The organism is Stappia sp., from assembly GCF_048268045.1.
Lineage (GTDB): Bacteria > Pseudomonadota > Alphaproteobacteria > Rhizobiales > Stappiaceae > Stappia.
In genome coordinates this window covers 192,887-206,939 of record NZ_JBLWWG010000008.1, presented here as the reverse complement: position 1 = coordinate 206,939, position 14,053 = coordinate 192,887, and the positions used below count along the sequence as shown (strand labels likewise).

The window sequence follows — 14,053 nt, the reverse complement described above, 5'->3', positions numbered from 1 at the left end:
CCCTTTTTACGTCTTGCCCGTCTGCGTGGCGGCCTCAGATGGTGCCGACGGTCTTCAGCCGGGCGCGCGCGTGCACCTCGTTCTGGCTCATCACCGTGGTATGGGCGCGGAAGCGCTCGACAATCGAGCGTACGAAGGGGCGTGTCTGCGGCGAGGTCAAGAGCACGGGAACCTCGCCCGCTTGCGCCGCCTGCTCGAAAGCATCGCGCACCGAGCGCACGAACTCCTGCAGCTTCGACGGCGCCATGGCCAGCGAGCGCTCGTCGCCGTCGCCGACGATGGACTCGATGAACGCCTGCTCCCACTGCGGCGACAGCGCGATAAGAGGCAGGTAGCCGCCCGGCCCCGTGTTGGCTGCGCTGATCTGGCGCGCGAGACGAGCCCGCACATGCTCGGCAATCGTCGCGGGATTGCGCGTGAAGCCGACCGCCTCGGCGACGCCTTCCAGGATGGTGCCGAGATCGCGCACCGACACCCGCTCGGCAAGCAGCGCCTGCAGCACCCGCTGGATGCCGGAGACGGTGATCTGTCCGGGAACCAGATCCTCCACCAGCTTCGCCTGCTCGCCGGTGATTTCCTTGAGCAGCTTCTGCACGTCGGCATAGGTGATGAGCTCGGAGACATTGCCCCGGATGGTTTCGGTAAGATGGGTGGCGAGCACCGTCGCCGGATCGACCACCGTATAGCCGCGCAGCGCCGCGTCCTCGCGATACTGGGTCTCGACCCAGGTCGCCGGCAGTCCGAAGGTCGGCTCCGTCGTGTGGGTGCCTGGCAGCTTCACCTGACCGCCCTGCGGATCCATGACCATGTAGTGTCCCGGGAACAGCTGGCCGTTGCCGGCCGGCACTTCCTTGACCTTGATGACATAGTCGTTGGCGCCGAGCTGGATGTTGTCGAGAATGCGCACCGGCGGCATCAGGATGCCGAGGTCGGCTGCAAGCTGGCGGCGCAGCGCCTTGATCTGCTCGGTCAACTGGTCGCTGTCCGCGCCCTGGCCGTTGATCAGCGGCAGCAACGCATAGCCGAGCTCGATGCGCAGCTCGTCCATCTTCAGCGAATCCGAGATCGGCGGCTCGGAGGGAGCCGGCGGCTCCGCGGCCGCAATCTCGGCCATCACGGCCTCTTCCGCCACCACCTGCTGCTTGCGGCTGGAGCGATAGGCCAGATAGCCGGCAAGTCCCGCCATGCTGAGGAACGGCAGCATCGGAATGCCCGGCAGCATGGCAAGCGTCACCATCACGAAGGACGACATGCCGAGCGCCTTCGGATAGCCCGAGAGCTGGCGGGCAAGCGCCTTGTCGGCCGCGCCCGAAACACCGGCCTTGGAAACCAGCAGGCCGGCGGCGGTGGAGACGACGAGCGCGGGGATCTGCGAGACGAGACCATCACCGATGGTCAGCAGCGTGTAGGTGGTGGCCGCCTGCGAGAAACTCAGGTCCATCTGCGCGACACCGATGATGATGCCCGCGACGATGTTGATGAAGGTGATCAGCAGGCCGGCGATGGCATCGCCGCGCACGAACTTGGAAGCACCGTCCATGGCGCCGAAGAAGGCACTTTCGTCCTCGAGTTCCTTGCGCCGGTGGCGTGCCGTTCCCTCGTCGATGAGGCCCGCCGACAGATCCGCGTCCACCGCCATCTGCTTGCCGGGCATCGCGTCGAGGGTAAAGCGCGCCGCGACTTCGGCGATACGGCCCGAACCCTTGGTGATGACGACGAAGTTCACGATCACCAGGATCGAGAAGACAATGATGCCAATGACGAAATTGCCGCCCATGACGAAGTTGCCGAAGGCCTGGATGACCTGTCCGGCGGCATCGGTGCCCTCGTGACCATTGGCGAGGATGAGGCGGGTCGAGGCAAGGTTCAGCGCCAGCCGCATCATCGTCGCGATCAGCAGCACCGTGGGGAAGGACGAGAATTCCAGCGGCTTCTGAATGAACAGGCCGGTCATCAGGATCAGCACGGAAAAGATGATCGAGATGGCGAGGAACAGGTCGAGCATCATCGCCGGCATCGGCAGGATGAGCACCACCAGGATGACCATGATGCCGAGCGCCAGCGCAATGTCGCCGCGCCGGATCGTATCCCATATCTCGGCCAGCCGAAGGCCCGGCAGGAAGCCGCCGCCGGACGATACCGGCGCGCCGGCCGGCATCTTGGCCGGAACCCGGGATCCTTCGCTTGCGCTCACGTCGCTCATCGCGCGCCCTCGTCAACAGGCCTGAACATCGTCATCGTTCCATTTCGTCAGCCGGCCATGCCTCAGGCGATGGCGACGCGCGCCTCGCCGGGACCGGGCACATCCAGCCCCTCGTCCGAATACTGATTCAGCTTGTTGCGCAAGGTCCGGATGGAAATGCCGAGGATTCGCGCCGCATGGGTCCGGTTGCCGAGGCAGTGATCCAGCGTGTCGAGAATGAGATCGCGCTCGACATCGGCAACGGTGCGCCCGACGTAGCTGCGGCTCACCGCCTCCGCCGTCTTCGCGGCGCTCGCCGCCACCAGCACGTCGGCCGGCATCGCCTGGGCGATGGGGCTGCCGTCCGGCATGCGGATGGCGTCCTGGTCGATCTCCTCGCCCGTCGCCAGAAGGACGGCGCGGTGCATGGTGTTTTCCAGCTCGCGGACGTTGCCCGGCCAAGGATTGGCGATCAGCATCGCCCTGGCATCCTCGGAGATCGCACGCCGCGGGACCCCGTTGTCGCGGGAATAGCGCTCGACGAAATGGGTGGCGAGCTCGAGAATGTCGCCCGGGCGCTCGCGCAGCGGCGGCAGCTTCAGGTTCACCACGTTGAGCCGGTAAAGCAGATCCTCGCGGAACGTGCCGTCCTTGACGCTGTCGGCCAGGTTCCGGTTGGACGTGGCGATGATGCGGATATCGACGGGCACCGGCTTGGTGCCGCCAACCCGGTCGATCACCCGCTCCTGGATGGCGCGCAGCAGCTTGGCCTGGAGCCGCACGTCCATCTCGGAGATCTCGTCGAGCAGCAGCGTGCCGCCGTCGGCCTCCTCGAACTTGCCGATACGACGCGCCACGGCGCCGGTGAAGGCGCCCTTCTCGTGACCGAAAAGCTCGGATTCCAGCAAGTGCTCGGGGATCGCCGCGCAGTTGATGGAGATGAACGGTCGGCTGGAGCGGTTCGAGCGCGAATGCACATAGCGCGAGATCACCTCCTTGCCCGAGCCGCTCTCACCGGTGACGAGGATCGAGGCGTCGGAACCGGCGATCTGCTCGGCCAGCCGCACCACATGCGCCATCGAGGCGTCGCGGTAGATCAGGTTCGTCTGGTCGCGCGCAACCGCCGACAGCACCGCGGCGATCAGCTCCGGGTCCGGCGGAAGCGGGATGTACTCCTTGGCGCCGGCGCGGATCGCCTTGACGGCGGCGCTGGCGTCCGTCTTCACGCCGCAGGCGACGATCGGCAGGTGGATGCGCTCCTGCTCGAGCCGCGCGATCAGGTCGCCGATATCGAGCGCGACATCGACCATGACAAGATCGGCGCCGCGCCCGGAGCGCAGCACCTTGAGCATTTCGTCCGTGGTGGCGGCATGCGTCACCGACGCGCCACGGTCCATCGCCATCTTTGAGGCGGTGATAAGCTGGCCTTCGAGGCTGCCGACGATCAACAGTCGCATGAAGCTTCTCCTTCGCGTCAGCGGTCGGACTTGATGATTTCGGTCATGGTGACGCCGAGCTTGTCCTCGACCAGGACCACCTCGCCGCGCGCCACCAGCCGGTCATTGACATAGATGTCGATCGCCTCGCCGACCTTGCGATCAAGCTTGAGCAGGGTGCCGGGCGCCAACCGCAGCAGTTCCGACACATGCATGCGCGAATGGCCGAGCACCGCGGAGATCTGAACCGGCACGTCGAACACGGCCTCCAGGTCCGCGGCGGTGCGCGGCTGGCCGCTGTCGCGCTCGGTAGCACTTTCGGGAGCCTTCAGGCTGGCGTCTGCGCCGGTGTCGAAGTCGTTCGTGTCGCTCATGTTTCATCCCGCTCCTCGGCGGCATCCCTGATGCTTGCGGTCGGCCCGGCCTTGCCGTTGCGGCGAGCCTCGAAATAACGCTTGGCGGCCTGGTCCACCTGCTTCTCGATCGCGCGCCGGTCGCGGACGATGCCGCCATCGGCCCACTCGATGCGGCAGTCGCCGGCGGCGATGTCAGGTTCGCCCAGGAACACCAGACGTCCCTCGAACCCCTTTTCCGACACCAGCGGATCGACCCGCTCCTTCAGCGCCGCCAGATCCGCCTCGCGCACGCGGATGACCACATGCGGCGCCCGGCGCAACGGCCCCAGGCATTCGGAAATCAGCGCCACCACCTCACCCAGCGGCTCGCGGGCGACGAGATGGGCGCAAAGCCTGCGGGCGACCAGGAAGGACAGCGCCACAGCGTCCTTTTCCAGCCGTGCCTGGTCGGTGTCGAGATGCTCGACGAGCTGGGAGACCTCGTCGGCCAGCCGCCGCGCTTCCTGCGACAGCCGCGCTTCCTCGGTCTGCGCCTGCGTCGCCTGCGCCTCGGCCCTGCCCTGCGCCCGCGCTGTCTCGACGGCCGCCGCCATCAGTGCCTCATGCTCGGCCACCGTCATCATCGGGATCTCGGGCTCGACATGCACGTCGTCGTCCTCCTCCCGGGCCGCGATCTCGATCTCCGAGAACGTGCGGTCGAAGAGGAACCGGTTGACCTTCATCTCGGTACTCGCAAATCGTGTCGTCATGTCGGGTCAAACCACTCAGTAGATGATTTCGTCGTCGCCCTTGCTCTTGGAGAGCATGAGTTCGCCCTTGGCGGCCAGGTCCTTGGCAGCCGCCACCATTCCCGACTGCGCCTCGTCCACGTCGCGCAGGCGGATCGGCCCGAGCGCTTCCATGTCGTCCTGCAGCATCTTCGCCGCACGGCTGGACATGTTGGAGAAGAAGAAGTCGCGCACCGATTCCGAGGCGCCCTTGAGCGCGATCGCGAGCCGGTCCTTCTCGACATGCCGAAGCAGCGTCTGGCAACTGCCGGCGTCGAGCTTCATCAGGTCGTCGAAGGTGAACATCAATGTCTTGATACGCTCTGCCGAGTCGCGGTTCTCTTCCTCCAGAGCCGCCAGGAACCGCGCCTCGGTCTGGCGGTCGAAGTTGTTGAAGATGTCGGCCATCATCTCGTGGCTGTCGCGCCGCGAGGTGTTGGTCAGGTTCGACATGAACTCGACCCGGAGTGTCTGCTCGACCTTCTCCAGAACCTCCTTCTGGATCGCCTCCATCTTGAGCATGCGCGAGATGACCTCGAGCGCCAGCTCTTCCGGCAGGATGCCCAGCACCTTGGCGGCGTGGTCCGGGTCGATCTTCGACAGCACCACGGCAACCGTCTGCGGGTATTCGTTCTTCAGGTAGTTGGCGAGAACGTTCTCCTGCACGTTGGAGAGCTTCTCCCACATGTTGCGGCCTGCGGGACCACGGATCTCCTCCATGATGATGGAGACACGGTCGCTCGGCAGGAAGCTCGACAGCAGCCGCTCGGTGACGTCGACATTGCCCGTCAGCGCGCCGCGCGAGGAGATCTTCTTGACGAAGTCGACGAAGAGATCCTCGAGCATGGTCGGCGTTACCGGACCGAGGCGCGACATCGCGGAGGAGACCTCGCGGACCTCCATCTCGTCGAGCTGCTCCCAGATCCGGCGGCCGTGCTTTTCGCCAAGCGCCAGAAGCAGAACGGCGACGCGCTCGACGCCCTTGAGCTCACGCTCGCCGCCGGTGTTGCTGATCGTCAGCTGGCCCTTGTTGCCGGCCTCGATGCTGCCCGCAATGCTCATGCCGCCTCGTTCATCCAGCTGCGAATGATGCCGACGGCCTCACTCGGATATTCTTCGATGAGATCGCCCACCTTGGAGATCGTCGCGATCTGCACGGCGCCGGCGGCCTGGGCCTCCTCCAGCCAGTCGATGCGCGGCTCGCCGCTCTCGTCGAGCTCGATGCCGCCGCGCTCGGAGCCCGAATGGTCGCTCAGCGCTGCCTGCTCGACGGACATCCCGTCGGGGCCGGCAAGCGCCGGGGTCTCCGGTGCGTCGACCGTCAGGATCCGCTTGACCAGCGGACGGACCGCGAAGAGAGCCAGCAGCAGGGAGATCAGGAACAGCACGCCCAGCTCGATGAGACGCATCAGGTCGGCGCGGGTGAAGTCGAAGAGACCGCTGTCTTCCGGCGCGACCGTGGTCGGGGCCTGGGCGAAGCGCAGGTTGACGACCTCGACCGCATCGCCGCGCCCTTCGTCGAAGCCGACGGCGGAGCGGACCAGCGTGTTGATCCGGTCGATCTCTTCCTGGGTGCGCGGAGCGTAGACGAGATCGCCATTGGCGTCCGGCACATAGGTGCCGTCGACAAGCACGGCCACGGACAGGCGCTTGATGCCGCCAGCCTCGAGGACCTCGGTCTTGGTCGACTTGGAGATCTCGTAGTTGAGGATCTCCTCGGTCTGGTTGGAGACGTCGCGGTTGCCCGCCGCGCCAGGCTGCTGGTTCGCCTCGGGAAGCTGGTTTCCGGCCGTGACCGCGCCCTGGCGGCCGACGGTGGAGGAATTCTCCTCACGCGACTGCGACGACCGGACGACCTGGCTCTCCGGATCGAAGGTCTCCTGGGTCTCGGTGACACGATTGTGGTCGAGCTCCAGCGCCACCCGCACCCGCGCCCGGCCGACGCCGACGACGGAATTCAGGATTTCCTCGATCTGGCTGCGCAGCCGGCCTTCCATCGCCTGGGTGCGCTCCTGCAGGGAGGCGGTGATGAAGCCTTCGCCTTCCTCGCCGGCGCCGCTTGCCAGCAGCCGTCCGGTCTCGTCGACGATGGAAACGAAATTCGGCTGCAGGCCTTCGACGGCCGTCGCCACCAGATGCTGGATGGCGCTGATCTGGCCGGGATCGAGCGCGCCGCGCACGGACAGCACAATGGAGGCCGTCGGCGGCGTCTGATCGCGCTGGAAGAGCTTGCGCTCGGGCAGCACCAGATGCACGCGCACCGCCTGGATCTTGTTGATCGAGCGAATCGTGCGGGCCAGCTCGCCCTCGAGCGCCCGTGTCCGGTTGATGTTCTGAACAAAGCTGGTCGAGCCGAGCGTGTCGGCCTTGTCGAAGATCTCGTAGCCGACGGAACCGCCGAGCGGCAGCCCCTGCTCGGCCAGCCGCATGCGGGTGCGGAACACGTCATCGTTCGGCACCAGGATGGTGGCGCCGTCGTTGCGCAACTCGTAGGGGACGGCCAGGCTGTCGAGCTGGGAAACGATCGCGGAGGAATCCTCGAAGGTGAGGTCCGAATAGAGCGGCGTCATCTGCGGCGCGGTCACCCGCAGCATGAGGAAGGCGAATGCGCCAACCAGAATGGCCGCGACCGCGCCCATTGCCGCAAGGCGTGCCGGCCCGATAGCCTTTACGAGTTCCGCGATACCGTTCACGTTGCACCCATCCGCTCAAGTCAACTCTCGGGCAAGCCATGCCATCCGGGGGAGCCGGGGATGAGGGGGATGATGAGACTCCCCCGAATGGCTGGTAGGCAAAACTTGCCGCGCAGATGGTAAACGAGTGGTTAACAGGCATTAATAAACGGTGAGAACAGCCGTTTTCCGCCATTCAGGATTGGCGAATTGCGAGCATGGCCCGGCAGGATCGGCCGTGTGCGTTAACGCTTCGCGAACCATGTCGCGACTCAACGCGTGCAAATCGGCACGGTGCGGTTGTCGCCCGCGCGAACGGCACCCCGAAAACGCACGAGGGGCCGGCGATTGCCAGCCCCTCGAATCCGGAACGTCCTTCGGCGCAGCGAGCGCCGTCGAGATTACGCGCAAGGGCTGCGCGTCAGTTTCGGTACTGCTGAACCCGCGTCGCACGCAGGCCGGCAAGGCCGTGCCTGTCGATCGAACTCTGCCAGGACAGGAACTCTTCCACCGTCAACGTGTATCGCTTGCAGGCTTCGTCCAGAGACAGAAGCCCTCCGCGTACCGCGGCAACCACTTCCGCCTTCCGGCGGATCACCCATCGACGGGTCGTTGCAGGAGGCAGATCGGCAATTGTAAGTGGCGACCCGTCTGGGCCGATCACATATTTGACACGCGCACTTGCTCGGTCGGTCATTGTACACTCACACTCAACATGACCACGTTGACTATGAATGTAGCTCGTCGGCTTTAAAATTTGACTAAGCGCCAGGCAAGAATTCAGTAACAATTTGAACGACTCAGCTTTGCCTCAAATTGTCTGCGAAGCACCGGTTCCTTGGGCTTTCGACCACCACCGGCGGTTTCGCAAAATGGAACTCTCGAAATGACTCAGCGAAAAAAATAATGATTCAGGTGCCGGAGACCGAAATCACGGACGAGGCAGGAATCGGGATATCACCGACCTTGAGGATCGGACCGCTGTCGCCGAACTCGATTCCGGTGACCTTGCCGCTCACCTCGGTCGGAACCAGAACCGCAGGCTCGCCCTTGTCGTCGAGACGGGCGATGGTGATGCTGTAGTTGCCGTCAGGGGCAATCGAACCGGCCATGGTGCGGCCGTCCCATTCGTAGGTATGACGGCCCGACGAGACGTCGATGTCGCCGGTAAACACCTTTGCACCGAGCGAGTTTCGGATCTCGATCCGCGCCTTGCCGCTGTCGGGGGAATTATAGACCCACTCAGCGTCGCCGCCCTCCATCTTCGTCGTCGCGCCGTTGGCCACGACGTCCGTGCCGATGTAGCTGACGTAGCTCGACGCTGTCGATGCGGCCATCACCTGCAACACCGACGACAATTGGTCGTTGGTCTTGATCTGCTGCTCGACCGAAGAATACTGGACCAGCTGCTCCGTGTACTTGGAGGAGTCCATCGGATCGAGCGGATCCTGGTTCTTGATCTGCGTCGTCAGGATCGAGAGGAACAGCTCGTAATTGTTCGCAAGCGCCGACTGCGCGGAGGGCGAAGAGCTCCCCGATGTTGCCGCGCCACTTCCGGTCACACCGCCGGTTGAAGCCATCTCACATCTTCCTTTCGTCTGCGCATTGCCGCCAGAGGCGCGATGCGGGTCAGATCTGAATGTCCAGGGTTCCGGTCGAACCGCTCACGCTCACCCGGCTGGCAACCGGCAAGGGATCGACCTCACCGGCCTGCTCCGCGGAGGCGCGATAGCCCGCCGTTCCCGAGCCGGACTGATCGCCATCATTGGACTGCGCGAAGCCGGAGAAGCCGCTGCCACCCTGATCCTTGAGGCTCAGCTGCAGGTCACCGCTCTCCAGTTTCAGGCCGGCGGCATCCAGCGCCCGCTCCAGCCCGCGCTGGTCGCGCATGAACATGTCGAGGGTTTCGCGGCGCTCGACGGAAAGATGCGCCTTCACCGTGCCATCGCGCGAAATCTTGAGATCCACGTCGACCCGTCCGAGCTCGGCCGGATCCATGCGGATCTGGAAGCGGGTCTGGCCCTTTCCGGCGAACCGAGCGACCTCCGCCGCAAGATGGGTGCTTGCGGCAGCGGACAGATGCGACAGGCTGGCGCTCGCGGCGCGGGCTGCCTGGGCGCTTTGAATCTGCCCCTGGCTGGCCGTGTCGAAACGCATCCCGTCGAGCCGCGCCTCGCCGCTGCGGCCGGAAAGCTCGTCGCTGCCCGCATCGCCCTGCCCGGCCTCGGCCATGGCGGCGGCAAAAGCCATCGCCGGGGCGCTGACGCCGCTGCGCCCGGTCGCCGCCGTCTGGTTCGCCGGCGGCTGGACCACCTGCGCCGGTGTATCGTTCTTGCGCGCCGTGTCGGATTTGCCGGCCGTCTCGCCGTCGCCGGCGTCATTGCCCGTGCCGTAGCCGTAAAGCGCATCGTGCGCGTCGGCCGCCTTCGAGGCTTCCTGCCCGGTCGGCACGATTGCGGACTGTGCGCCCCCCGAAATCTGCGCGCCCGCGTTCAGCACGCCCCGACCATCGCCCGGGCTTGCGGCGGGACGGCCATCGGCCTTCTCGGCCGATCCGCTGACCACCTTCGCCGCCGTCGCTTCGACGCCCTCGCCATCGGCGATCTCAAGACCTGCGGGATCGGTCGTGGCCGCCTCAACCGTCACGGCAAGACCCGGGGCCGGCGACGCCGGTGCGCGGAGCGTTGCGGAAATGACCGGATCGATCGCCTGCGCCTGGACGGGAGCCACCCGGCCGGCATCGGCCCGTGTCGCGCTGTCGGACTGCGCGGGAGCGGAAGGACCGTTTGGCGCCTTGGACGCAGCGGTCGACGCCGGCATCGAGCCGCTCGCCTGCCCGTCGACGGTCGGGGTTGCCGGCGAGGTTTCGCCGCCCGTCACCACTGCCGCCGGCGTGCCGGTGGAAGGGGCAGGCGCGGACGCGGTCGCCGGCTTCGGCGCAGCCATGTCCGGATTGACGGCAGGATCAGCGGGTGAGCGTGCGGGCCTCGCCGCCGCCTCGGTCGCGGCGGGCCCACCCGCCGGCCGCGGGGGTACGACAGTCGGCGCGGCATCTGAAGCAGCATCGGCTGCGTCTCCGCCAGGCGCGGCGAGCCCGCCCGGCGACGCTGTCGAAGCCGTTTCGGTGGCCTTGGCCGTCACGGGAAGAGGCATCAGCCGGGCATCGGCCCCCGTCCCCTTTTCACGCGCCGGCCTGGCCGCCATATCGGTAAGGCGCGCGGCCACCGCCGAGATATCGCCCGTCTCCTCGCCGGCGACCGGCATCATGTTCGAGACAATGCTGTTGCCATCGCGCGTCGCGACTTTGGTGATCTCGGCTGCCGGATCCCCACCGGCCTTGCCCGCCTGCACGCCAGCCACGACCGGCGTCGTTTCCGCAACCGCGCCGGCCTCGGCATCGGCTGGCACGGCCGGTGCCTTGACCGTGGCAGCACCTGTCGCCGGCAGGGCGGAAGCCGCGTCAGGAACCGAAGCAGCGCCCGGCAGCGCCGTATTTGCAAAAGCGCTCCCCGCCGCCTGCAGGGAAAGGGCGCCCTCGGCAGGCCGCGCCGACGCGCCGGCGGCGATGTCCGCGCCCAGGGTCGCGGTGCCGCCTGCGGCCTTCGACGCCTCACCGTCGCTCGCGGCCGCCTGCGCCCTTCCGGTGGCAGCGACGCCGCCTGTCGAGAGACCTGCGAAGGACCAGATGTTGGCACGATCCTGCTGCGGCGGCTGCGGCTGCCCGCTCGCGGCAAGCGCACCGGCCAGAGCCTGGCTCGCCAGCGTCGCGCCTTCGTCGGCATTCCCATCTGCGGCCACGCCCGCCTCAGGCATCGCCGGCCTGGACGGATCGCCGCCGCCGATGACGCCAGCGCCCGTGGCGGAACGCGGCTGCACCTTGTTGCCGGCGGCAACCGCAAGATCCCCGCCCGCCACCTGGGCAGCCCCTGCAATGGCCGCCATGCCGCCGGTCGCCGCGGCGCTGGACGCACCCGCCGTTCCCGTGCCCGCAAGCACGGAGGCAAACATGGATGGCACCTGAGCGCCGGCGCTCGCGGCGGCAAGCACACCGGAGCGTTGGCCGCCGGCGCGCGGCTGCGCGGCATTCATCGCGATCGACACTGGATTTGCGTTTGTCACGCCCGTCTCCGTTCGTCACCCGGCGTCAGCCCTCGGCCAGCGCACACATGATCTCGTCCCTCCTTGAGCAATTGTCGGGCCAACCGCCAGGAAGCGGCCCGGCGCTTGGAAAATCGCCATGTTTCGCCTCCACGTCTCTTGCCCGGCGCGCCCGCGCGTCGCAAATGAGGAGGAAAGCTTTGCCGCAGGTGGGAAAGGATTGCCGGGCGGCAGTCGGCATGAGACTTCCCCTCTGGCGAGGGTGCTGGCAGGCTTGGCGTTTTCGCCGCCGTTCCGCTATAGTCCGCGCGAAGACGTGCGGACCGCGAAACGCCGGTCGCCGCGCCCATCCAGCTTCCGCCAGCCCAAGGGGCCAGCGCCGGACCGACCGCCCGGCCCTCCTTTGGCCCTTGGCGGCGCCCGCGCGCGCGGGCCAGCCAGACGGGGCGCGACAGGCGGAACGGACAAGGCGGAACGGGCCGCGACCAGGGCTGACGCCCGAAACGCGGAAGCACGGGCCGGGCGGCAACGCGAAAGCGTCTGACCGCCGGCCGGAGACGAACTCACAAGGACTGCCCGTGCCAGCAACGCGCGGAGACGTCCCTATCAGGATGACAGGCATGCTCAACAGTCTCGACATCCCCAAGCGCCCGGAGGACACCCGGGTCGTGGTTGCCATGTCGGGAGGCGTCGATTCCTCCGTCGTGGCCGGGTTGATGCAGCGCGAGGGCTATGACGTGGTCGGCGTGACGCTTCAGCTCTATGACCACGGCGAGGCCGTGCATCGGGCGGGTGCCTGCTGCGCGGGGCAGGATATCCAGGACGCGCGCCGCGTCGCCGAACGCCTTGGCATTCCCCACTATGTGCTCGATTACGAGGACCGCTTCCGCGAAAAGGTGATCGAGCGTTTCGCCGAGAGCTACATCGCCGGCGAGACGCCGATCCCTTGCGTCGCCTGCAACCAGACGGTCAAGTTCTCCGACCTGCTGGAGACCGCGCGCACGCTCGGCGCGGATGTGCTGGCCACCGGCCACTACGTGCGCACCGCCGAGACCGACGGCCACCGCGCGCTGTTCCGGCCGGTCGACCTTGACCGCGACCAGAGCTACTTCCTCTTCGCCACCACCCAGGAGCAGCTCGACTTCCTGCGCTTTCCTCTCGGCGGCATGACCAAGCCGGAAACCCGCGAGCTTGCCCGCGAGTTCGGCCTTTCCATCGCCGACAAGCAGGACAGCCAGGACATCTGCTTCGTGCCGCATGGCAAGTATGCGGACGTGATCGAGCGGCTGAAGCCGGATGCGGCCGAGCCCGGCGAGATCGTCCATATCGACGGCCGCGTCCTTGGCGAGCACAACGGCATCATCCACTTCACCATCGGCCAGCGCCGGGGCATCGGCGTCGCCACCGGCGAGCCTCTCTATGTGGTGCGCCTCGACGCCGACGCGCGCCGGGTCGTCGTCGGTCCGCGCGAGGCGCTCGGCACCCGCGAGATCGTGCTGCGCGACGTCAACTGGATCGGCGGTGGCCGGCTCGAGGACATTGTTCCCCTGGACGGTCTCGAGATCCACGCCAAGGTGCGCTCGACCCGTCCGCCGCGTCCGGCCGTGCTGCGCTTGCGTGACGGACAGGCGGTGGTCGACCTCGTCGAGGGCGAGACCGGCGTCGCACCGGGCCAGGCCTGCGTGTTCTTCACCGACGACGGCGACGGCGCCCGGGTTCTCGGCGGCGGCTGGATCGACCGCACGATCCCCGTGGCCGGAACGCCTGCCCGCGAGACCGCGCGCAGCAAGACCGCGGCGGTGGCCCTCTGATGGAAACAGGGTTCTTTCCCGCAAGCCGGCTCCGCCGCTGGGTCGACCGCCGCCTGCGCCTGGCGCGCCTTGCGTTCTCGGCGCGCGGCCGCACCTCCTCTTCCAGCCAGACCCCGGTCGAAAGCGCCTATGCGCGGTGGGCTCCGGTCTACGACTGGGTGTTTACCGCCCCGCTCGTTCCCGGGCAGCGCGCCGCCGCCGCCGAGGCCAACCTGCATGAGGGCGAGCTGCTCGAGGTCGGCGTCGGCACCGGCCTGTCGCTGCCGTTCTACAGCCGCGCGCTGCGCATCACCGGCATCGACCTGTCGCGCCCGATGCTGCGTCGCGCCCGCGAACGCGTCTCCCGCAAGCGCCTCGACAATGTCGCTGGCCTGCGGGCGATGGACGCCACCGCAATGGAGTTCGCCGACGCCAGCTTCGACGTCGCCACGGTGATGTATGTGGTCTCGGTCGTTCCCGATCCGGCCGAGGTCATGGCCGAGGTCGAGCGTGTCGTGCGCCCGGGCGGAACGGTGATCATCGTCAACCATTTCGCATCGGAGCGCGGCGTCGTCGCCGCTGCCGAGCGCTTTCTCGCCCGCTTTGCCGAGAAGCTCGGCTGGGACCCGCTGTTCCCCCGCGAGAAGGTGCTTTCCAACACCTCGATGACGCTGGAGCACGAAAGCCGCCACGGGCCTCTCGGCCTCTTCACGATGATGGTGTTCAAGCGTCCGCAGTAACCCCGGCCGTTC

The 14,053-nt window shown here is 67.1% G+C and carries 11 protein-coding genes; 2 read left to right on the top strand and 9 right to left on the bottom strand.

Annotated elements, in window-relative coordinates; translation table 11 throughout:
• Positions 1–34 precede the first annotated feature (34 nt).
• The 9 genes from flhA to ACN0WF_RS14620 all read right to left on the bottom strand — a co-directional run bounded on the left by flhA (position 35) and on the right by ACN0WF_RS14620 (position 11,532).
• Positions 35–2,203, bottom strand: a complete 2,169-nt coding sequence (flhA, locus tag ACN0WF_RS14660; RefSeq protein WP_417773511.1) for a flagellar biosynthesis protein FlhA — start codon at positions 2,201–2,203, stop codon at positions 35–37.
• A 62-nt stretch (positions 2,204–2,265) separates the two neighbouring features.
• Entirely contained in the window at positions 2,266–3,639 is a 1,374-nt protein-coding gene (locus ACN0WF_RS14655; protein WP_417773510.1) for a sigma-54-dependent transcriptional regulator, read from the bottom strand.
• Positions 3,640–3,656: 17 nt separating this feature from the next.
• Positions 3,657–3,992: a flagellar motor switch protein FliN gene (gene fliN, locus ACN0WF_RS14650; RefSeq protein WP_417773509.1), complete on the bottom strand. Its 336-nt coding sequence runs from the start codon at positions 3,990–3,992 to the stop codon at positions 3,657–3,659.
• Entirely contained in the window at positions 3,989–4,723 is a 735-nt protein-coding gene (locus tag ACN0WF_RS14645) for a FliH/SctL family protein (protein WP_417773508.1), read from the bottom strand. The genes fliN and ACN0WF_RS14645 overlap by 4 nt, the downstream gene beginning before the upstream one ends.
• 15 nt (positions 4,724–4,738) lie before the next feature.
• Complete coding sequence (fliG, locus tag ACN0WF_RS14640) at positions 4,739–5,803, bottom strand: flagellar motor switch protein FliG (protein ID WP_417773507.1); 1,065 nt, start codon at positions 5,801–5,803, stop codon at positions 4,739–4,741.
• Positions 5,800–7,434: a flagellar basal-body MS-ring/collar protein FliF gene (gene fliF / locus ACN0WF_RS14635; protein ID WP_417773506.1), complete on the bottom strand. Its 1,635-nt coding sequence runs from the start codon at positions 7,432–7,434 to the stop codon at positions 5,800–5,802. The genes fliG and fliF overlap by 4 nt, the downstream gene beginning before the upstream one ends.
• Positions 7,435–7,834: 400 nt before the next feature.
• Positions 7,835–8,110, bottom strand: coding sequence for a DUF1153 domain-containing protein (locus tag ACN0WF_RS14630; RefSeq protein ID WP_067217848.1), 276 nt, complete (start codon positions 8,108–8,110; stop codon positions 7,835–7,837).
• A 214-nt stretch (positions 8,111–8,324) separates the two neighbouring features.
• Complete coding sequence (locus ACN0WF_RS14625) at positions 8,325–8,993, bottom strand: flagellar hook assembly protein FlgD (RefSeq protein ID WP_417773505.1); 669 nt, start codon at positions 8,991–8,993, stop codon at positions 8,325–8,327.
• Positions 8,994–9,042: 49 nt separating this feature from the next.
• Positions 9,043–11,532 carry a flagellar hook-length control protein FliK gene (locus tag ACN0WF_RS14620; RefSeq protein ID WP_417773504.1) on the bottom strand — a complete coding sequence of 830 codons (2,490 nt, stop codon included), beginning with the start codon at positions 11,530–11,532 and terminating at the stop codon, positions 9,043–9,045.
• 599 nt (positions 11,533–12,131) lie between these two features.
• On the opposite strand from ACN0WF_RS14620, the gene mnmA reads away from it, so the two are divergent.
• Both mnmA and ACN0WF_RS14610 read left to right on the top strand, forming a co-directional pair.
• Complete coding sequence (gene mnmA / locus ACN0WF_RS14615; protein WP_417773503.1) at positions 12,132–13,322, top strand: tRNA 2-thiouridine(34) synthase MnmA; 1,191 nt, start codon at positions 12,132–12,134, stop codon at positions 13,320–13,322.
• On the top strand, positions 13,322–14,041 hold the full coding sequence (locus tag ACN0WF_RS14610) for a class I SAM-dependent methyltransferase (protein WP_417773502.1): 720 nt from the start codon (positions 13,322–13,324) through the stop codon (positions 14,039–14,041). Before mnmA ends, ACN0WF_RS14610 begins: the two co-directional genes overlap by 1 nt.
• The last annotated feature ends 12 nt before the right edge of the window (positions 14,042–14,053 follow it).